The 20,188-nt window shown below is 58.2% G+C and carries 15 protein-coding genes; 12 read left to right on the top strand and 3 right to left on the bottom strand.

Annotated features, from left to right (window positions below; genetic code table 11):
- Window positions 1-76 precede the first annotated feature (76 nt).
- Window positions 77-1,084: a tRNA (adenosine(37)-N6)-threonylcarbamoyltransferase complex transferase subunit TsaD gene (gene tsaD, locus ACYVGU_RS18950; RefSeq protein ID WP_460623332.1), complete on the bottom strand. Its 1,008-nt coding sequence runs from the start codon at window positions 1,082-1,084 to the stop codon at window positions 77-79.
- A 329-nt stretch (window positions 1,085-1,413) separates the two neighbouring features.
- Here tsaD and ACYVGU_RS18945 point away from each other — a divergent pair, with 329 nt between their 5' ends.
- The 9 genes from ACYVGU_RS18945 to ACYVGU_RS18905 all read left to right on the top strand — a co-directional run bounded on the left by ACYVGU_RS18945 (window position 1,414) and on the right by ACYVGU_RS18905 (window position 13,174).
- Window positions 1,414-5,979, top strand: a complete 4,566-nt coding sequence (locus ACYVGU_RS18945) for a translocation/assembly module TamB domain-containing protein (RefSeq protein WP_460623331.1) — start codon at window positions 1,414-1,416, stop codon at window positions 5,977-5,979.
- A gap of 85 nt (window positions 5,980-6,064) precedes the next feature.
- Complete coding sequence (locus tag ACYVGU_RS18940) at window positions 6,065-6,958, top strand: cell division protein FtsX (RefSeq protein WP_460623330.1); 894 nt, start codon at window positions 6,065-6,067, stop codon at window positions 6,956-6,958.
- Between the two features lie 151 nt (window positions 6,959-7,109).
- Entirely contained in the window at window positions 7,110-7,427 is a 318-nt protein-coding gene (locus tag ACYVGU_RS18935) for a DUF3098 domain-containing protein (RefSeq protein ID WP_460623329.1), read from the top strand.
- Window positions 7,428-7,481: 54 nt separating this feature from the next.
- Window positions 7,482-8,291 (top strand): undecaprenyl-diphosphate phosphatase, encoded by an 810-nt coding sequence (locus tag ACYVGU_RS18930; RefSeq protein ID WP_460623328.1) that lies wholly within the window; start codon window positions 7,482-7,484, stop codon window positions 8,289-8,291.
- A 92-nt stretch (window positions 8,292-8,383) separates the two neighbouring features.
- Window positions 8,384-9,241, top strand: coding sequence for a tRNA pseudouridine synthase B (gene truB, locus ACYVGU_RS18925; RefSeq protein WP_460623327.1), 858 nt, complete (start codon window positions 8,384-8,386; stop codon window positions 9,239-9,241).
- A gap of 111 nt (window positions 9,242-9,352) precedes the next feature.
- Window positions 9,353-10,306 (top strand): bifunctional riboflavin kinase/FMN adenylyltransferase, encoded by a 954-nt coding sequence (locus ACYVGU_RS18920; protein ID WP_460623326.1) that lies wholly within the window; start codon window positions 9,353-9,355, stop codon window positions 10,304-10,306.
- Window positions 10,307-10,415: 109 nt separating this feature from the next.
- On the top strand, window positions 10,416-11,114 hold the full coding sequence (locus ACYVGU_RS18915; RefSeq protein ID WP_460623325.1) for a CoA transferase subunit A: 699 nt from the start codon (window positions 10,416-10,418) through the stop codon (window positions 11,112-11,114).
- Between the two features lie 56 nt (window positions 11,115-11,170).
- Window positions 11,171-12,484, top strand: a complete 1,314-nt coding sequence (locus tag ACYVGU_RS18910; protein WP_460623323.1) for a serine hydrolase domain-containing protein — start codon at window positions 11,171-11,173, stop codon at window positions 12,482-12,484.
- Window positions 12,485-12,520: 36 nt separating this feature from the next.
- Window positions 12,521-13,174 (top strand): CoA transferase subunit B, encoded by a 654-nt coding sequence (locus tag ACYVGU_RS18905; protein WP_460614203.1) that lies wholly within the window; start codon window positions 12,521-12,523, stop codon window positions 13,172-13,174.
- A gap of 287 nt (window positions 13,175-13,461) precedes the next feature.
- Here the strand turns inward: ACYVGU_RS18905 and ACYVGU_RS18900 are convergent, their stop codons facing one another.
- Window positions 13,462-13,938, bottom strand: a complete 477-nt coding sequence (locus tag ACYVGU_RS18900; RefSeq protein ID WP_460623322.1) for a hypothetical protein — start codon at window positions 13,936-13,938, stop codon at window positions 13,462-13,464.
- A 95-nt stretch (window positions 13,939-14,033) separates the two neighbouring features.
- On the opposite strand from ACYVGU_RS18900, the gene ACYVGU_RS18895 reads away from it, so the two are divergent.
- From ACYVGU_RS18895 to ACYVGU_RS18885, 3 genes are all read left to right on the top strand, one after another.
- Window positions 14,034-15,158: a T9SS type A sorting domain-containing protein gene (locus ACYVGU_RS18895; RefSeq protein WP_460623320.1), complete on the top strand. Its 1,125-nt coding sequence runs from the start codon at window positions 14,034-14,036 to the stop codon at window positions 15,156-15,158.
- 230 nt (window positions 15,159-15,388) lie between these two features.
- Window positions 15,389-17,032 (top strand): GNAT family N-acetyltransferase, encoded by a 1,644-nt coding sequence (locus ACYVGU_RS18890; protein ID WP_460623408.1) that lies wholly within the window; start codon window positions 15,389-15,391, stop codon window positions 17,030-17,032.
- Window positions 17,033-17,292: 260 nt separating this feature from the next.
- A complete protein-coding gene (locus ACYVGU_RS18885) occupies window positions 17,293-19,305 on the top strand; it encodes a DUF4394 domain-containing protein (RefSeq protein ID WP_460623319.1) in 2,013 nt (670 codons plus the stop codon).
- A gap of 96 nt (window positions 19,306-19,401) precedes the next feature.
- Here ACYVGU_RS18885 and ACYVGU_RS18880 read toward each other — a convergent pair whose 3' ends face one another.
- Window positions 19,402-20,139: an RDD family protein gene (locus ACYVGU_RS18880; protein ID WP_460623318.1), complete on the bottom strand. Its 738-nt coding sequence runs from the start codon at window positions 20,137-20,139 to the stop codon at window positions 19,402-19,404.
- Between the last annotated feature and the right edge of the window lie 49 nt (window positions 20,140-20,188).

The raw sequence follows: 20,188 nt of genomic DNA, 5'->3' as shown, positions 1-20,188 counted from the left end.
GGCGGCGTAAGCAGGATTCGCAAATGCGGGCAGCAAGGTTGCGAATTTAAACGAGGGGTTTAGGAGCAGCAGCGGCCTAGGCCAGCTTCAGGCGCGGATCGGAGCTGACGAGCTGCGTGGCAAAGTCGCCGGCTTCGTACTGGAACTGGGCCGTCATGGCTACCATGCCGGCGTTGTCGGTGCAGTACTGGAAGGCCGGAATAAACACCTGCCAACCTTGCGCTTCGGCTTCCTGCTGTAATGCTTCGCGCAAGCCGCTGTTGGCCGCAACCCCACCCGCCAGGGCAATCTGAGTCAGGCCTTGATCGTGAGCGGCGCGGCGCAGCTGGCGCAACAGAGTCTGGATGATGGTGTACTGAATGCTGGCGCAGAGGTCGGCTAGGTTTTCCTGCACAAAGTCGGGGTTCTGAGCGGTTTCCTTTTTCAGAAAGTACAGCACGGCCGTTTTGAGCCCGCTGAATGAGAAATCGTAGCCAGACATGGCGCCTACCGGAAACGGAAAGCGTGTGGGGTTGCCTTGGCGCGCTAGCTTATCGAGGTGGGGGCCTCCGGGGTACGGCAGGCCTAGCAGCTTGGCGGTTTTGTCGAAGGCTTCGCCGGCGGCATCGTCAATAGTCTGGCCGATGATTTCCATATCCAGCGCGCTGCGCACTACTACCAGCTGGGTATGGCCGCCGCTCACGGTCAGGCACAGAAACGGAAATACTGGCCGGGGCGCGTCAATAAAATGCGCCAGAATATGGGCCCGCATGTGGTTTACGGCAATTAAGGGTTTGCCCAGGGCGAGGGCCAGCGTTTTGGCGAACATGCCACCTACCAGCAAAGAGCCCAGCAGGCCGGGGCCTTGCGTGAAGGCCACTGCATCGAGGTCCTGCTTTGAAACGCCGGCTTTTTGCAGGGCCGCTTCTACTACCGGAATCAGGTGCTGCTGATGGGCCCGCGAGGCCAGCTCGGGCACTACGCCACCGTATTGCACGTGTACCTGCTGGGTGGCCACCACATTAGCGCGGATTTCACCGCCCACCAACACGGCTGCCGAGGTATCATCGCAGGAAGACTCAATGGCCAGAATTACAGGATGCATACTACTATAGTAAGTGTCAAAAGTAAAGGCGTCGGCGGTTTGCTTGCTGAAGCAGCATAGTAACCACCACTAACGCAGGACGGGGGCTGATGCCCAAGCAGCCCCCTAACTTATCTGGCGCCGCAAACCCATTGCGGCCCGCGCCACCAGAAAAGTCGGCGGAATACCAAACTTACTAGCAAAGGTCGGAGCAAAACACCAGATTGCCGCTAGGTGCGTTTTATAGCTAACCTTCGCTGCCGCAGAAACGTTTTTTGCCCAGGCAACGGTCGGGCCTAACCCTGTATCTTTGTTGCGGTCTGCCGCTGACCTTTCCCTATCTGCCGCTCGTGCCTCGTTTCCTATCCGTCACCCTTAAGGTCTTGTTTGCTCTGCTGCTGCTGGTAGTGCTGGCGGTGGTGGGTGCCTTGGTGGCATTGCGCATTCCGAGTGTGCAGACGGATATTGCTCAGCGCGCCGCCCGCATCCTTACCGATAAGCTGGGCCAGAAAGTGCTGGTAGGCCGCGTAGATGTTCGCCCCTTCTCTCGGGTGTTGCTGGAAGGCGTGCGAGTACTGGATCGGCGCGGCAACGAGCTCTTCAACATTGGGCGGGCCGATGCCGACATCCGGCTTTTTACCGTTCTGGATCCTAGCCACTTGCACGTGGGCAAGCTCACGCTGGAAGAGCCGCGCTTTAACCTTATCACCTATAAGGATCAGCCTGATTCCACTACCCTCGATCAGTTCATCAAGTCGGTAAAGCGCCTGATTGGTCCTTCAGACACGACCAAAGTCAGCAAGCCCTTCGACTTCAAGATTGACGCTATTGGGCTGCGCAACGGCCGTTTTGTGCTCGACCGCCAGCACGTGCCCCGCATTCCGGAATACGGCCGCACCATGGATTACGCCCATATGTACCTCGACAGCATCTATGCCGATGCTGACCAGCTGTGGATTAAAGGCGACACCATTCACGCCAATATTCGGGGCCTGCGCACCGTGGATACGCCTTCCGGCACGCGCCTGCGCGAGCTGACGGCAAACATGACCTACGCCGATAAATTCTGGGAGTTTGATAAGCTGATGCTGCGCGTGCAAAACAGTCAGCTCCATGATTATCTGCGCTTTGAATACCAGCACTTCCTGAATTTCACAGACTTCAACGACTCCGTGCGGGTAGTGGCACGGCTCAAGCCCAGCCGCGTGTACTCCGATGATATTGCCAAGTTTGCGCCTCAGCCGTTCATGCGCGACCTGAAGGAAACCGTGCTGATTTCGGGCGAGGCCAAAGGTTACGTGCGCAATTTCACCACCAAAAACCTCGACATCCAGTACGGCAAAAACTCCCGCGTGAAAGGCGACATCAACGTGGAGGGCTTGCCTAACATCAAGGAAAGCTTCGTGGAAATGCGCCTGCAGCCCTCGGTGCTCGATGGGCGCGACATCCGGCGCTACATTCCGGCTTCGGGCTGGCCGTATGTGCAGCGCCTAGGGGTAGTAAAGCTGAAAGGCCAATTCCTCGGTTTCTACAACGACTTTGTGGCCAATGGCTCGTTCCAAACGGCCCTGGGTTCAGTCGTCTCCGACGTTAACCTCAAGTTCAAAACCGACCCGCGCTACTCCAGCTACGAAGGCCAAGTGCGCACCACCGGCTTCCAGCTGGGCAAGCTGCTCGGTGATGAAAGGACCATTCGCGACATCACCATGAATGGCAAGGTAGAGGGCGTGGGCTTTGATATGCGCACGGCCCGCCTCACGGCCAACGCCACAGTGCAGAGCATTTGGCTCAATGGCTACCGCTACCGCAACATCACCACCAACGGGCAGTTCAGCCGCGAGTCGTTCACGGGCAAGCTGGCCGCCAACGACCCTAGCCTGCAGTTTGACGCCGACGGCACCATCAGCCTCAATAAAGCTCGCCAGGCCTTCGACCTGCGCGCCCGCATCCGGCGCGCCGACCTGCGCGCGCTTGGCCTGACCAGACAAAGTGTAACGGTGGCAACAACGGCTGATGTCAAGTTTGAAGGCCTGCGCCTGGATGCGCTGCTAGGCTATGCGCGCCTGCGAAACTCCCGTATCAGCTACGCGGGCCGCACCGTGCCTGTTGACACGCTGGACATTTTCAGCCGCTACAAAGCCGGACAACGCAGCCTTACGGTTCGCTCCGAAGTACTAAACCTGAACCTCGACGGCAACTTCACACCCACCACCGTCATCCGGGACGTGAACACCCTGCTGACGGAGTATCGCCTCAACTTTGAGAGCAACGACGCAGCACTGGCTGCCTACTACCGCCGCAAGCGCCAGGTGCCGCTGAAAGACTACCAGATTGCGCTGGATTTGTATCTGAAGCAGCCGAATCCGGTGTTGCACCTGTTTGTGCCGCAGCTTACCATTTCCGACTCCACCCGCATTGATGGCACGTTCCGCAACGGCCAGACTTCTATTTTACAGCTGGGTGGCCGCGTGCGCGAGCTGCGCTACGATAGTGTGCAGCTGCGCAACAACGAGTTTGACCTGACTACCTCCAAGCTCCCCTATCGACCCGAAATACTGGCCCAGGCCAGCGTGACCTCAGAGCAACAGCGAGTGCCGGGGTTGGGCGCTACTGAGAAGTTTTATGTAGAAGGCGTCTGGGACCAGGAACGCATCAACTTCTCTACCTCCCTAGCTCAAACCGGCACTACCAACAAAGCCCAGATCAACGGTGCCCTGGCTTTCCTGGAAGATGCCATCAAAATTACCTTCCGACAGTCGGGCGTGAATGTGCTGGGCAAGGAATGGGCTATTGCCCCCGACAACTCCCTGGTAATTTCGGGCGGCGGTCGCGAGTTCGATTTTCAGAATGTAACGCTCAGCAACGGGCCACAGAGCATTAGTGCCCAAGGCTTTCTGTCGGAAAACGTTAACAAGCCGCTGGCCCTGACGGTAAGTAACTTCGAGCTAGCTACGCTCAACGGGCTAACCGGCAGTCAGAAATTTGGGGGGCGGGTGAATGCGCTCAGCACCATCAGTGGCGTATTTGGCCCACTGGTTATCAACTCCACACTGAGCGTTGATTCTCTGAGCATGGACAACGTGCTCATTGGCAACGTGAAAGGCCGGGGTGATTGGGAAAACGGGTCCAAACGCCTGGCCGTGAACCTAGATGTGGAGCGCGACCAGACACGAGTAGTGGCCCTTACTGGCTATTATTCCCCAGGCTCTGAAACCCAGCAACTCAACCTAACCGGTGTGCTGGCCGATGCGCCGGTAAAGCTGGCGGAGCCTTTTCTGAACACGATTTTCCGCGACCTGGGGGGTAGCGCCCGCGGCACGCTGCGCTTGAGTGGCCTACTGAAAGCGCCCGTGCTCACCGGCAATATTGATGTTACCGATGGGCAGCTCACGTTTATTTACCTAGGCACCACGTACACGTTCTCGGACCGCATCAGCTTCCTGCAAGACCGGATTGCGCTGCAGAATATCACGCTGCGCGACCCGCAGGGCAATACGGGGGTAGTAAGCGGCAGCATTTACGAACAGGGCTTCCAGAACATGCGGCTGGATCTGAATGCCTCTTTCCGAAAGCTGCAGGTGCTTAATACCACCCGCAAAGACAACGAGCTGTATTTTGGGCAGGCGTATGCCACCGGCACAGCCATTGTGCGCGGTCCCTCCGATAACTTATTCATAAACGTGACGGCACGTAGCGACGCGGGCACTCGCGTTTCGCTTCCCTTTGACAACGCCGCCAAAGCCGAGCAGGCCAAGTACATCCGGTTTGTGAACCGCAACATTCCGGATACGGCCCGCACCAGGCCAGTGGAAATAGCCGGCACCTCCGACCTATCGGGCATTCGGCTGAACATGAACCTGGATATCACGCCGGATGCGTACGTGGAGTTGCTGCTGGATGAAAGTACCGGCGACATTATCCGGGGTACGGCGGCCGGCCAACTGCGCCTCAACATTGATACCCGCGGCGACTTTAACATGTACGGGCAGGTAGAGATTGTGCGCGGAGCCTACAATTTCACGCTGCAAGGCCTCGTGAATAAGGAGTTTGTGGTGCGGCCCGGTGGCACCATTTCCTGGAACGGCGACCCGCTGGCCGGCGAGATGAACGTAACAGCCACGTATACCCAGCGCACCTCCCTAGCCCCTGTACTGGCTACCAACACGGCCGTAGTACCCGTTACGGCCGTCATGAACCTGACGGGGCCACTGCTGCAGCCCATCATTCGACTTAACCTGGAGTTCAACGACATTCCATCCTCCTTGGAAGGAGACTTGGCGGCCTTCTTTTCGGCGCTGCGAAATGATGAACAGGAGCTGAACCGACAGGTATTTAGCTTAGTAGTATTCCGACAGCTGACCCCGATTGGCTCATTGGCCGTGACGCGCTTGCAGGGAGAAAATAACGCCATCGGCAACAGCCTGGGCCAGATTATTTCCACCCAGCTAGGCCTGCTTACGTCTCAAATCGACCCAAACCTGGAAATCAGCTTTAACCTGACGGGCCTTACAGCCGAAGACTTGCAGGCTTTGCAGCTGCGCTTGAGCTATTCGTTTATGAACGGACGCCTACGCATTACGCGGGAAGGCAGCTTCGGCAACAACTCCAACGGCACCAACGGCCCGCAGCCTATCCCGAATGCCCAGTCCTCGGTGCTCGGCGACCTGAGCCTGGAATATTACCTGCGACCCGATGGTAAGTTTCGGGCCAAGCTGCGCTACGAAACCACGCCGCGCGACCTTACGGGCCTGAACCAGAACACCAACCAGGCGCGGGCTGGCGTCTCGTTGCTGCACACGGAGCAGTTTGACTCTTTCCGCGAGTTGTTTGCCCGTAAGCGCCTCAGTCGCCGCGACCGGAATGCCCGCAAAGCCCGCGAACTACAGATTGACGATGATCCTCGTACCGTAATGTAAAGGTGAAATTGTGAAGGGTGAAGTTGTGCATACCACCAGTCACTCTCCACGCTTTTTCACAACTTCACTTCTCACAATTTCACCAATGCCGCAACCCCGCCCGACTCGTAAGAAAAAGCTAGGCAGCTACCCGCACACTATGGTGGTGTTCAGCATTACACTGGCGTTGCTAGTAATCGGGCTGTTTGGACTGCTGCTGATTCACGCGCACAAGATTTCAACGCTGGTAAAGGAAAACCTGGAAATGCAGGTGTATTTGGAGCGCGGCCTGCCCGAAACGCAGCTTCTGCGGCTGCAGCAAGACCTTTCCCGCAAGCCCTACATTGCCGTGAAGGATGGGCAGCCGCAAGTCCGGTTTCTCTCGAAAGAAGAAGGAGCCAAGCAGCTCATCGACCAGACCGGCGAAGACTTCCAGCAATTCCTCGGCGACAACCCCTTGCGTGATGCGTACCTGCTGAAAATCAACGCCGACTTTACCACCGCCGATAACCTAGCCCGCATCAAAAAGGAGCTAGGGCAGGAAGAAGGCGTGTTTGAGGTAGAATACGTGGAAAGCCTGATTACTTCCGTGAACAAGAACCTGCGCAACGTAAGCCTGGTGCTGCTGGGCTTTGCTACCATCCTCACGTTTGTGGTGGTCGTCCTGATCAACAATACCATTAAGCTGGCGCTGTTTTCACAACGTTTCCTCATCCGGAGCATGCAGCTGGTGGGCGCTACCCCCTCCTTTATTCAGTGGCCATTTCTGCGCCGTGCGGTGTGGCAGGGCTTGGTAAGCGGCATTCTGGCGGGCCTGCTGCTGCTGGTAGTGCTCCAATACGCCTACCTGCAGCTCGCCGACCTGCGCCTGTTTCAGGATGTGCGCCTGTTTGGAGCGCTGGGCATTTTGCTGATGGTGCTGGGCATGGGCATTGGCTTTCTGAGCTCTTGGCGGGCCGTGCGCAAGTACACGGGTATGTCGCTGGATGAGCTGTACTAACATCCGCACCTGGCAGTCCGCCGCACTAGCTCCTATTAGAGCTCAAACCCGTACACTACTCAGCGCTAGGCCTAGGGCCACACCCAACTTGCTTGCGGCCTGCTTGCTGCTTTTTCCCGCTTCCCTTCCGCTAACCTTGTACCTTTGCCCTATGGAACCGAACACTCCCCGCTTTGCCTTCGGGCCGCGCAACTATCGGCTGATGTTTATTGGGCTGGCCGTGCTGGCCGCCGGCTTTATCACAATGACCCTGGACACGGCCGATTACGGTGAAGGTTTTCTGGGAATTACGTTAGGGCCTATTCTGCTGGCCATTGGGTTTGGTATTGAGTTCTGGGCTATTATGGCCCGCTCAGGCACCACCGCCCCTGTAGCGCAGGATGCTACCACTACGGCCACTGTGGCCCAACAGCCTGCTCCGGCTGCCCCAGTAGCCGCGCCCCAGCAGGCTCCTACCTATAAACGCTAATCTGGCTTAGTGGGCCAGGAATATGCCGGAAGCACCGAGCGTATTCCTGGCCTCGTGTCGTTACCTCTCCCCTCCATGACGTATTGGCAAGCACTGCTGCTAGCTATTGTTGAAGGCCTAACTGAATTTCTGCCGGTTTCTAGCACGGGGCACATGATTATCGTGGCCAACCTGCTCGGTATCGGCCAGCTTTCCTTTACTGACACGTTTATCACGTCCATTCAGTTTGGGGCCATTCTCTCAGTAGTAGCCCTGTACTGGCGGCGTTTTCTACAGAGCTTTGACTTTTACCTAAAGCTAGCAGTGGCCTTTGTGCCATTTGGCATCCTGGGGTTTCTGCTCAAGGACGTAATTGAGGCCTTGCTAAAGGATGTGTCGGTGGTGGCCTGGGCGCTGGTACTTGGCGGCGTTGTGCTGGTATTTATTGATAAGCTGTTCAAGAACCCCGGCAAAGAAGTAACTACGCCCAACTTTGGGCAGGCGCTGCGCATTGGCTTGTTTCAGTGCATTGCCTTGATTCCGGGCGTATCGCGCTCCGCAGCTACCATTATCGGTGGCTTGTCGCAGGGCTTCGACCGACGCTCCGCGGCCGACTTCTCATTTCTGCTGGCAGTGCCCACTATGGCTGTCATTACGGCCTATCAGCTGTACAAAACCTTCAAAATTGCCACGCCCGGCGCCAACGAAATCAAGCTGCTGCTGTTTGGCAACGTAGTCGCGTTTATTGTGGCACTGTTGGCCGTGAAGTCATTTGTCGATTTTGTGTCGCGCTTCGGGTTTCGGGCTTTTGGCCTTTACCGCATTGGCGTAGGCGTAATTATTCTGGTAATGATTGCGCTGGGCATTCCGCTGCACATTCTGTAACCCACGCTGCTCAGGCGGCTCTTTTCAACCCCGGTCGGCGTACTGCGTTCTGCCAACCAGCTGGCTTCCTCAACGGCAGCTAGCCTTGCCTTATGGAAGACTCCCTACCTACCCCGACACCTTCAACCGACGCCGCTGCTCGCTTCGACTTTGAAACCGGCGAGGTGCTGCTCGTGGATAAGCCGCTCACCTGGTCGTCGTTTGATGTGGTGCGCAAGGTGAAAAACACACTGCGCATCAAGAAAATCGGGCATGCGGGCACCCTCGATCCGCTGGCTACCGGCCTGCTGATTTTGTGCACCGGCAAAATGACCAAGCAGATTGACCTGATTCAGGCTCAGGAAAAAGAGTACACCGGCACGTTCCGCCTGGGCCAGACTACCCCCAGCTTCGACCTGGAAACCCCCGTTGACCACGAAGCGCCCTACCAGCACCTCACCGAGGAGGACCTGCGGGCGGCCCTAGCCCCTTTCATCGGCCAAATCGAGCAAACGCCGCCTTTGTTTTCGGCGGTGAAAGTAAACGGAGAACGCGCCTACGAGGTAGCCCGACGCGGTGGCGAGGCCGAAATCAAAAGCAAGCAGATTACCATTCGGGAGTTTGAGCTTAACCGCATTGCCCTGCCCGACGTCGATTTCCGGGTGGTATGCACCAAAGGCACCTATATCCGCAGCTTGGCCCGCGACTATGGCGCCGCCCTAGGCTCCGGCGCACACTTAACCAAGCTGGTGCGCACCCGCATTGGCGAGTATCAGCTGACCGACGCCCTCACTATGGAGGCCATTGAAGCCCTGCGCCCGCCCCGCCCCGCCGGCGAGGCAGAGCGACCCGAACGCTCGGGCGGCCGGCAGCGCCAACGCAAACCGGAGCGCCGCGCGGGACTCGAATACTTCCAGGCCAACCACACGCCACCGCCTGCCGCCGACGAAACACCGGAACCGGCAGCGTAAAGCCACTTGCTCACGTAGTATACTTGCGGCCTCTGCTGCCTAGGTGTGCTGCTGAGCCCAACCCTACCTTCGCGCAGCTCTTTTTAGTTCACTGATCTGCTTATTTTTCCTATGCACGTTATTCAGGACCCCGCGCAGTTTCCGCACTTAGGCAATGCCGTAGTAACCAGCGGCACCTTCGACGGGGTCCATGTGGGGCACCAGCAGATTCTGCGGCGCCTGCTTGAGGTAGCGCGGCAGAGCGGTGGTCCTTCGGTGGTTATCACCTACTGGCCGCACCCGCGTCTAGTGTTGGCCCCGCCACCCTCGCACCCGGAGCCGCTTGACCTGCATTTGCTGAATACCCTGCCGGAGCGCATTGCGAAGCTATCGGAGCTAGGCGTTGATTACCTGCTGATTGTGCCGTTCACCAAGGAGTTTGCGGCCTGGACTTCCGAAGAATACATTCAGAATATTCTGCTGCGCACAGTGGGCACGCGCCAGTTAGTTATTGGTTACGACCACCGATTTGGCAAAAACCGCGAAGGCGGCTTCGAATACTTGAGCCAACACGCCGACCGCTATGGCATGACGGTAGAAGAAATTCCGCGCGAAGATATAGATGCCGTGGGCGTGAGCAGCACGCGCATCCGGCGGGCCCTGGAAGCCGGCGATGTGGCTACTGCCAGCCGCTACCTGGGCTACTCCTACCCCCTCACCGGCACTGTAGTGAAAGGGCGGCAACTGGGCCGCACCATCGGCTGGCCAACCGCTAATATTCAGTGTGAGGAACCTCTGAAGCTGATTCCGGCCCGGGGCGTGTACGCCGTAATGGCTACCACTGCGGCTGGCACGCACCACGCGGCCATGCTCAATATTGGCGTGCGCCCCACAGTAGGCGGCAACCTGGCCCAAACGGTAGAGGCCCACTTGCTCGACTTCGATGGCGACCTATATGACCAGCCCCTAACGGTGCAGTTTGTGGCCCGCTTGCGTGAGGAGCAGAAGTTTGATGGCCTAGATGCTCTGAAAGAGCAATTAAGCCTGGATGCCGCCGACGCCCGCCGACATTTGCTGGGGGCCTAAGCAGTTTAAGGCACCTAGCACCCTAGCAATTCGGCCTTCAATTACCTGTTGAGTGGGAAAGCCTGCGAGAAAGCCTAACTTTCCGCCCCAAACTTTTCCCACCCAACCTATGATTAACAAAGTGGTAGCCGGTCCGGCCGAAGCCCTGCGCGGCCTCACCGACGGCATGACGCTGATGCTCGGCGGCTTCGGCCTGTGCGGCATTCCCGAGAACTCGATTCAGGAAATTCTGAACCTAGGTGTAAAAAACCTCACCTGCATCAGCAACAACGCCGGTGTCGATGACTTCGGTATTGGCCGCCTGCTGCAGACCAAGCAGGTGCGCAAAATGATTTCCAGCTACGTAGGCGAAAATGCTGAGTTTGAGCGGCAGCTGCTGAGCGGTGAGCTGGAAGTAGAGTTGATTCCGCAGGGTACCCTAGCCGAGCGAGTACGCGCCGGCGGCGCCGGCATTCCGGCGTTCTTTACGCCAGCCGGCTACGGCACCGAGGTAGGCGAAGGCAAAGAAAGCCGGGAGTTCAACGGCAAAATGTATTTGCTGGAAACCGCGCTACACGCTGATTTCGCCTTCGTGAAGGCTTGGAAGGGTGACACGGCCGGCAACCTGATATACAAAGGCACGGCCCGAAACTTCAACCCCATGATGGCCACGGCTGGCAAAATCACGGTGGCCGAGGTAGAAGAACTGGTGCCCGCCGGCAAGCTGGACCCTAACCAGATTCATACGCCCGGCATTTTTGTGCAGCGCATTTTCGAGGGCAAAAACTACGAGAAGCGCATTGAGCAGCGCACGGTTCGGCAGGGCTAAGCACCGGTTTGCCGCCGTTTTCTACCTAGTGCATTCCTGGCTTTCCTGAGGTTGATATGAAATACCCGACGCTTGCTTTGTTGCTGCTCAGCGGCTGGGGCGCGGTGGCGCAAATTGCCGCTCCCGCCAAACCCGCCGTAGCTAAAGCCCACGCCCAGGCCTTAACCTCGGCGCCGGTTTCGTTGCCGGCCATTGATGCGCTGCTGCAAGAATACACGGCCGCCAACAAGGTGCCCGGCGCCATTGCCCTGATTGCCCGCGACGGTAAAATCATTTATCGGAAGGCGGTTGGGCTCGATGATGTGGCTAGTAAAAAGCCGCTGCGCGAGGATGCCATTGTGCGCATTGCCTCCCAAACCAAGGCCATTACCAGCGTGGGCGTGATGATGCTCTTCGAGGAAGGCAAGTTTCAGCTCGACGACCCCGTATCGAAGTACCTGCCGGAATTTCGAAACCCCAAGGTGCTGGCCACTTTCAACGCCCGAGACTCCAGCTACACCACTGTGCCTGCGCGCAGCGAGGTAACCATTCGCCAGCTCCTGACGCATACCTCGGGCATCGGCTACGCCGTTATTGGCTCGCCGGAGGCTAATGCTATTTACGCTAAGGCTCACGTTCCGAGCGGCATTGGAACGCCGGCGGGGTTGCTGGCGCCCGCCATGAAGGCGCTGGGCCCGCTGCCCCTCATGCACCAGCCCGGCGCGCAGTTCACGTACGGCCTGAACACCGATGTGCTTGGGTATCTGATTGAGGTGGTATCGGGGCAGCCGTTGGATCAGTTTCTGCGCACGCGCCTGTTTGAGCCGCTCGGCATGCGCGACACCTACTTCTACCTCCCCGCAGAAAAGCAGACCCGCTTGGCTAAGCTCTACACCGAGGATGCCAGCAAAAACACCATTCCAAGCCCGGCCAAGCTAGCCTCCCTAGGCAACATCAACCCCAATTACCCCAACACGGCCGGTACCTACTTCGCGGGCGGCGCGGGCTTATCGTCGACTATTGATGATTACGCCGTGTTTCTGCAAATGCTGCTGAACGAGGGCGAATACCGCGGCCAGCGCCTGCTCAAGCCCGCCACGGTGCGCCTGATGACCAGCAACCAGATTGGCTCAGTTGAGCAGGGCCTGAATAAATTCGGCTTAGGCTTCAGCATTATTACACCAAAAGGCGCAGCACCCTCTAGCCTTTCGGAAGGCACGTTTGAATGGGGCGGCATCTTCGGGACTACCTATTGGGTTGACCCTAAGGAGAAGATTGTGGCCCTGCTCTACACCCAGAAACACCCCAACAGCTACGGCGACTTGGGCGACAAATTTAAGCGTCTGGTTCGCCAGACGGTAATCCAATCGAAAGCAACACCTGTGAAATAAGTGCTGCTCTCTCCCACCTTACTTTCCCACCCCATCATGTTAGATAAACACGGTATTGCCAAGCGCATTGCGCAGGAAGTAGAAAACAACTCCTACGTCAACCTGGGCATCGGTATCCCAACCCTGGTAGCCAACTACATTCCGGAAGGCATCAATGTGGAGCTGCAGTCGGAGAACGGGCTGCTAGGCATGGGGCCGTTCCCAACCGAAGCCGAGGTGGACCCCGACCTCATCAACGCCGGCAAGCAAACCGTGACCACCCTACCTGGCTCCAGCATCTTCAGCTCCGCCGATTCGTTTGGCATGATCCGGGGCGAGCACGTGGACCTGACCATTCTGGGCGCCATGGAGGTATCCGAGAACGGCGACATCGCCAACTGGAAGATTCCGGGCAAGATGGTAAAGGGCATGGGCGGCGCCATGGACCTAGTGGCTTCGGCCAAAAACATCATTGTGGCTATGCAGCACGTAGCCAAAGATGGCTCCTCAAAACTGCTGCCCGCCTGCACGCTGCCCATCACAGGGTTGCGCTGCGTCAAGAAAATAGTGACGGAGCTGGCTGTGTTGGACGTTACGCCCGACGGTTTTGTGCTCCGCGAGCGGGCGCCCGGCGTTACCGTAGAGCAGATTAAAGCCGCCACCGCCGGCAAGCTCGTCATCCCCGACGACGTGCCAGAAATGGCGCTGTAAGTCAGCAGCCAGCTAAAGTACATGAGTCCCGGGCAACACTTTACGTTCTGATACTAGGTAGCAAATTACCTCAGAACGTAAAGTGTCGCGCGGGGCTTTGTATATCGGTCCGGTTGATTGCTATGAGCGTGGCGTCAGTAACTACTCCCCGGTCATGCTGAGCGCAGCCGAAGCATCTCTACCACTTCGCTAGGCAAGTTGATTAGCCAGATTTAGAGATGCTTCGGCTGCGCTCAGCGTGACCGGCAACTTTTGGTTATACATCCTTAGCGTCTACCTACCCTACCTCACTTCGAGCTCAAAAACGCTTTGGCTAGTATGCGCTGGGCGGCTTCTAGGGTGAAGTGGGAAAAATAGCGGCGTAGTTGAGCCAGCGCTTCCGGTGGCGTGAGCGAACCGGCCCTGACCGCATCAACGAGGTAGTAAGCCAACGTATCGGGTTGGCCAGTGAGGGCCGGAAACTCGTCGTGCAAATGGTAGCGGCTCAGTATCTGCACCCGAAGCCAGGGCGATGCGCCGGGCACTTGCCGCACCAGGCGCTCCATGAGCAGCTGCACTTCGTCCATAAAAAGCGTGCGCACCAAGCCATGTGGGGCCGGCACAGGTTGCCCCGCCACAGCCGTCAGCAATACGGCCGCCGGCGTTTCGGGCACCCAGCGCTCTACCTCCGGCGGGGCGCAAAGCCACGCCGTGCCCGGGAAAACTTCCGGAGCTGATAAGATGCGGGCTAGCGTTTGCATACGTCGTTCTTCGGGCGGCAGCATACTGCAAGGTACGAGGATACGGGCGCTTGGAGATGTTGCCTCACTCCTTCTGTGGTGTATCTTCGGAAATCCGGCCACTTTCTCTCTGCCTGCTTATGTGCTACCGCTACGCCTCGGTTCTGGTCTCGTTGCTGCTTGTTGGGTTAGTGGCTCCGGCCCGTAGTCAGCAGGCAATCAGCCTTTCGCTGGCTGACATGCCTAGCGTAGGCGATACGCTCCGGCTAAGCCAGGCCGGCGCAGCCACGAGCGTATCGCTCAGCCAAACTGGCCCCAATCAAACCTGGGATTTTTCTGGCCTAACGCCGGTCAGCCAGCGGGTGGGTCGGATTGAAAACGTGGCTAGTACTCCCGGCTTCCTGCCTGTAACATTTGGGCCACTATCCGGCGTAAATCGTGCAACCCAGGCCGTTCGTCAAGACCTGGGCCCACTGGCCGAAGCCGGCTTACCTGTAAGCGAGGTGTATCAGTTTTTTAATGCTTCCGCCGCTGATTACCGGCAGGTAGGCTTTGGGGCGGTGCTGCAAGGCACAGGGTTGCCCGCCACGTATCAAAGCCAGCAGCTGCAGGATGTGGTGTACCGGTTTCCGCTCACGTATGGCCAAAAAGACTCCAGCAACTCCGATTTTACGGCCAGTGTACCTACCCTAGCTTACCTGCGGGAAAAGCAGAAACGCGTAAACCACGCCGATGGCTGGGGCACACTCATCACGCCTTTTGGCACCTTTGCTGCGCTACGGGTCGTGAGCACGCTCACTGCCCACGACAGCCTCTCGGTGCAAAGTCAGCCCGGCACCGCCCTCGACCGGGTAACACGCGAGTACAAATGGCTGGGCCTGAAGCAGGGGCTCCCGCTGCTGCAAATAACCACGCAAGTGGTAGCCGGTCGCGAAACGGTAGCGCTACTAGAATACCGCGACGTGTACCGCCGCCTCAGCGGGCCCCTGGCCAACAGCACTCCCCTGTCTGAATCGGCAGTTTCGGTGTTTCCTAACCCCGTGCGCTCCGGCGAGCCGCTGCGCCTGACGTTGCCCGCATCGGCAGGGCTAGTAACCATTACCGCTACGGACGTGACCGGGCGCCTGCTTTTCCGGCAAGAACTTACCCGACCCGGCCGCACCTTGCTGCTGCCTTCCAGTGCCTTTGGCTCCTTCCGGGGGGTAGTACTTCTGCGGGTGCAAACGGCAGCCGGAGTTGCCGTGCGGCGTGTGGTTCGGGAGTAGCACGCGTGCCTATTTCCTCTCGTTCTTCACACCGCCCGAGGCCAGCTAGAATCGCGCGGCTGATCTATTTCTTTACTAAAGTTGTTGTGCACCCGTAAGAGAGGTGCCGCGCCCGGCTACCGGGTGGGTATCTTTGACCTTGTTTTGCTACTTTCTTTCTGACACATATGTCCACCACTTCACATGGGAAAGCCGGCGGGGGCTCCGCCAAAAAAAATACGCTTCCTGGCATGCCCACCACTCCTGAGCTGCTGACGCCTACTGCTATTCCGGCCCACAAACTCGTGTTGCGCACACTGCGCCGCTCCGATTTTAAGGCCGTGAAGGAAATCATGGACAAGGTGTACTCCAATATGGAAGGCTCCTGGTCGCAGGAAGAGTATAACGCCTTGCTGAAGAAGTTTCCGGAGGGCCAGATCTGTATTGAAGACAACGGCCAGATTGTGGCGGCTGCGTTGGCCATCATTGTGCAGTATTCCGACTTCGGCGACCGACACACCTACGCCAAAATTACGGGCAACGGCAAATTCAACACGCACAACCCCGATGGCGACACGCTGTACGGTGTAGACGTGTTTGTGGACCCTGAGTATCGCAGCCTGCGCCTGGGCCGGCGCTTGTACGACGCTCGCAAGGAGCTCTGCGAAAACCTAAACCTGCGAGCTATGGTAGCAGGGGGCCGCATTCCGGGCTACGCCGCGTACGCCAACGAAATGACGCCTGCCAAGTACGTGGAAATGGTGCGCAACAAGGAGCTCACCGACCCTATCCTCACCTTCCAGCTCTCCAACGACTTCTACGTCCGCAAGCTCATCCGGGGCTACCTGCCCTACGACTCCGAATCGAAAGCCTACGCCACTCTGCTGGAGTGGATCAACGTGTACTACGACGAGGAAAGCGACAAGCTAATCGGTAACCAGAAGTCGAACGTGCGCATTGGCATTGTGCAGTGGCAAATGCGCGCCACCAAAAACCTCGAAGACTTCTTCCAGCAGATGGAATTCTTCGTCGATACGGTTTCGGGCTACAAGGCCGACTGCGTGCTCTTTCCGGAGTTCTTCAACGCGCCGATGATGGCGCTTACCAACGAGGAGTCGCCGTCGGTGGCAATTCGTTCGATGTCGGCCTTCACAGAGCCCATCAAAACGAAAATGATGGAACTGGCCGTGAGCTATAACATCAATATTATTGCCGGCTCCATGCCGCTCTACGATGATGGCAAGCTCTATAATGTGAGCTACCTCTGCCGCCGCGATGGCACCGTAGACGAGCAGTATAAACTGCACGTAACCCCCGATGAGGCCAGCTATTGGGGCATGCGCGGCGGTGACAAGCTGCGCTGCTTCGACACGGATTTCGGCAAAATCGGCATCCTCATCTGCTACGACGTGGAGTTCCCTGAGCTTTCGCGTATGCTCTCGGATGAAGGCATGAAAATCCTGTTTGTGCCCTTCTGGACGGATACCAAAAACGCCTACCAGCGCGTGCGCCTTTGCGCCCAAGCCCGGGCCATTGAAAACGAGTGCTACGTGGCCATTACCGGCTCGGTAGGCAACCTGCCCCGCGTCGAGAACATGGACATCCAGTACTCGCAGAGTGCCGTGTTCAGCCCTTCTGACTTTGCCTTCCCCCACGATGCTATTGTGGCCGAAGCAACCCCGAACACGGAGATGACCCTCATTGCCGACCTCGACCTAGACCTGCTTAAGGACCTGAACACCAGCGGGGCCGTGCGTAACCTCCGTGACCGGCGCAAGGACCTGTACTCGCTGAGCTGGGCCAAGAAAACCGAACGCGACGACGAGCTACTAGCCCAAGGCGAAGAGCGAGCCCCCAAAACTGCCAGCCGCCGCAAAGCAGTGTCGGCGGGCTAGGCCTTAGCTTCTTCTGAACTAGACTTCCGCTTTCTGTACTTCCAACGACCTGTCAAGCGCTTGACAGGTCGTTTTTGTGTGCGGCAAGGTGTAATTTTTAGGCTTCCCTACTGACAATCAGCCTTTTTAGCCCACTAGCATTAAAACCAGATTAATTACTGCGGAGCTAAAAGCCTTCTCGCGCTCAACTCCGTATCTACGAAAGCCTATATAGGCTACCCATTTTAACTCCATTCTCATTCACTAACCTCTACGTATTCATGTTTACAACTTCTACTCGCCGCATGACGGCCCGGCGGGGCGGCTTCCTGCTAGGAGTGGCCGCCTTCTTGGCAACTGCTGCGCCAGTTGCGGCTCAAACCGTGTACGGCATATCCCAAGGCGGAATTCCGATAACCGCCAGTCTGGTAACCTTTGATGTGGCAACGCCGGGCACGCTCACGGCCGCGCTTCCGATAACGGGCCTTACCGCGGGCCAGAACCTAGTAGGCATTGACTTCAGGCCGAACACCGGCGAGCTGTTTGCCCTGGGCTATAACCCTACCGGCACTCAGGCCCAGCTCTACACCCTCAACCGCACCACAGGTGCTGCCACCACTATAGGCCCGGCCCTCACCCTGAATCTGGGCACGGAGCTGAACCGTATTGGTTTCGACTTTAATCCTACAGTAGACCGCATCCGGGTAACCTCAGGAGCCCGCACCAACTTCCGGCTAAACCCTAACAATGGCGCTTTAGCGGCTACTGATGGCCAGCTTACGTACGCTCCTGCAGATGCTAATACGGCTCAAACCCCAGCCGTAGGCTCTTCGGCTTACACCAACAGCTACATCGGGGCTACTGGTACCACGCTCTATAACCTCGACGAAGCCAACAGTCGCCTCGTTACCCAGCTCCCACCCAATGACGGCGTTCTGAACACGGTAGGCACCGCCCCGCTGGGCGTTACCTTGAACGGCATGGCCCAAGTCTCTGATCTGGATATCTATTTCAACCCCACTACCAGTACCAACGCGGCTTACATGACGGTGGCTACGGCTACCGGCCTCACGGCCGCTACTACCACGCTTTATACCGTAAACCTCACTACGGGTGCCGCTACAGCGGTGGGGCCGGTAGGCACGGGCCCGCTGGTGGCCATCACGGATATTGCCTTCCAGATAAACCGCCCGGCTACGCTGCCCGCCATTACCGGCCAATTGGCCTATGCGTTGGCCGGCAGCAACATTCTCTCGTTTGACACTGCCCTGCCTGGTACCATCCGGACTTCGGTGGGCATTACGGGGGTAGCGGCTTCCCAAACGTTGGTGGGCATGGACGTGCGCCCGCTGGATAACCGCCTGTATGGACTAGGATATGATGCCGCCATGCAAATGGGCCAGCTGTATACCATCAACCCCACTACGGGCGTGGCAACTGCTACCGGCAACCTAGTACCGCTGGCGCTGGGCACTGGCAGCATTGGCTTCGATTTCAACCCGGCCGTAGACCGCATTCGGGTAGTAGGAGCCAACCGCGGCAACTTCCGCCTGAACCCCAACGACGGCACCGCCGCCCCTACCAACGATGGGCAGCTGACGTACGCCACTACCGATGCGAATGCCAGCGCCACACCGGCTATTGGCTCTGTGGCCTATACCAACAGCTACCCCGGCCCGGCCGGCACCACCGAAACGCCCCGCACTACTACGCTGTTTGGCTACGATGAGGCCCTGAACGTGCTGGTGCGCCAGGATCCGCCTAATGTAGGCACGCTCACGACCATCGGGGCATCAGGCATTACGGCCACGGCCGGCCCTAACGTGGATATCGACATTTTTAGCTCGGCGGCCGGCACCAACACAGCGTACCTGGTAGCCGCATCGGGCGCCTCCACCAACTCCAGCTTGTATGCCCTGAACCTGACCACCGGCGCCGCTACTACCCCTACTGTAATCGGGAATGGCATTGCTGTGCGGGATATAGCCATTGCAGCGGCGGGCGGTGTTACTACCGGCACGCGCCGCCCCGAGGTAGCTACGGGCTTCAGCCTCTACCCCAACCCGCTCAGCGAAGCCACGCAAATCAGCTTCCGGCTGCCGCGCGCCGGCCAAACCGAGTTGGTGCTCACCGATGCCCTAGGCCGCACGGTAGAGCGCAAAGCTACCGGCGCGTTGTCGGCGGGAGCGCACACCCTCGATTGGCAGCCTACGCACCAGCGGGCCGGCGTATACTTCCTGCGCCTGACCGTGGATGGCCAAACGGCCGGCACCCAACGCCTGGTGGTTCAGTAAGATTACGGACCTAGCATTTTAGGCAAAAAGCCGTGCTGCCTCGTTGGCAGCACGGCTTTTTTATAGCGTAAAGCAGGGTTTGCAGGCACCCGAGGCCTAGCCGTGGGCGCTTTCCTGGGCCGCGAAGTAGGCTTGATCGCGCAAGACGGTGCGCAGAAAGGGCTCATCTTCGAGCTCCGTCCGGATGCCGGTTACGGCCTTCACTTTGTTAGCCACTTCATTCAGCAGCATGTAGTCGTGGCGGCGGGCCGCCTGATGGAAGAGGCGGCGCACCATGGCCACATCCTGATCGGTGAGCACGGCGGCCTGACTGAAAACGGGCATATAGCCGGTCGGAATGGCGGTTTCGGCGGCTATTGCCCCTACGCCGGGCGTGCGCGGACGCAGGCTAAACACGGTGGTGCCGGCCGCCATATCGCCGAGGCGCTGACCGCGGCCGTTGAGAAGGGTAGCTAGCAGTGCCAACGAGCCTATGGTCATGCCGATTTCTACTAGCCCAATCAGCCAGCGCAACAGGTAGTCGCCGAGGCCGGGGCGGCTACCATCGAGGCGGGCTACCTTGAGGTGGCGCACGTGCTTGCCCAGGCTCTGCCCATTAAAAAACGTTTCGCACACCGGATGATAAATCAGCAAGGGAGCAGAGATAAGCGCGTACTGCAAAATTCGGCGCTCATCGGAGGAGTTAGTCAGCTGCTCAATCAGAAAGTTTAGCACCAGCGCCCATAAGCCCATTACCACTAGGTCAATCAGTTGGGCCAACACCCGGTCGCCAACGCTGGCCGCTTCATATTCCAGAACCACGTTCTGGGTTGTGTGAATTCGAATCGTACTCATGCTGCTGAAAATTGGGCGCTTAGAGGCCGCCCGAAACCTGTATATTTAG

It is taken from the genome of Hymenobacter tenuis, assembly GCF_054780495.1.
This window is presented reverse-complemented; position numbering and strand designations above follow the sequence as displayed.

Excerpts from the sequence above, each read along its gene's own strand:
- tsaD (WP_460623332.1), bottom strand. The coding sequence starts at position 1,084 with ATGCATCCTGTAATTCTGGCCATTGAGTCTTCCTGCGATGATACCTCG.
- ACYVGU_RS18940 (WP_460623330.1), top strand. The coding sequence starts at position 6,065 with ATGCCGCAACCCCGCCCGACTCGTAAGAAAAAGCTAGGCAGCTACCCG.
- ACYVGU_RS18935 (WP_460623329.1), top strand. The coding sequence starts at position 7,110 with ATGGAACCGAACACTCCCCGCTTTGCCTTCGGGCCGCGCAACTATCGG.
- truB (WP_460623327.1), top strand. The coding sequence starts at position 8,384 with ATGGAAGACTCCCTACCTACCCCGACACCTTCAACCGACGCCGCTGCT.
- ACYVGU_RS18920 (WP_460623326.1), top strand. The coding sequence starts at position 9,353 with ATGCACGTTATTCAGGACCCCGCGCAGTTTCCGCACTTAGGCAATGCC.
- ACYVGU_RS18915 (WP_460623325.1), top strand. The coding sequence starts at position 10,416 with ATGATTAACAAAGTGGTAGCCGGTCCGGCCGAAGCCCTGCGCGGCCTC.
- ACYVGU_RS18910 (WP_460623323.1), top strand. The coding sequence starts at position 11,171 with ATGAAATACCCGACGCTTGCTTTGTTGCTGCTCAGCGGCTGGGGCGCG.
- ACYVGU_RS18905 (WP_460614203.1), top strand. The coding sequence starts at position 12,521 with ATGTTAGATAAACACGGTATTGCCAAGCGCATTGCGCAGGAAGTAGAA.
- ACYVGU_RS18900 (WP_460623322.1), bottom strand. The coding sequence starts at position 13,938 with ATGCTGCCGCCCGAAGAACGACGTATGCAAACGCTAGCCCGCATCTTA.
- ACYVGU_RS18895 (WP_460623320.1), top strand. The coding sequence starts at position 14,034 with ATGTGCTACCGCTACGCCTCGGTTCTGGTCTCGTTGCTGCTTGTTGGG.
- ACYVGU_RS18890 (WP_460623408.1), top strand. The coding sequence starts at position 15,389 with ATGCCCACCACTCCTGAGCTGCTGACGCCTACTGCTATTCCGGCCCAC.
- ACYVGU_RS18885 (WP_460623319.1), top strand. The coding sequence starts at position 17,293 with ATGTTTACAACTTCTACTCGCCGCATGACGGCCCGGCGGGGCGGCTTC.
- ACYVGU_RS18880 (WP_460623318.1), bottom strand. The coding sequence starts at position 20,139 with ATGAGTACGATTCGAATTCACACAACCCAGAACGTGGTTCTGGAATAT.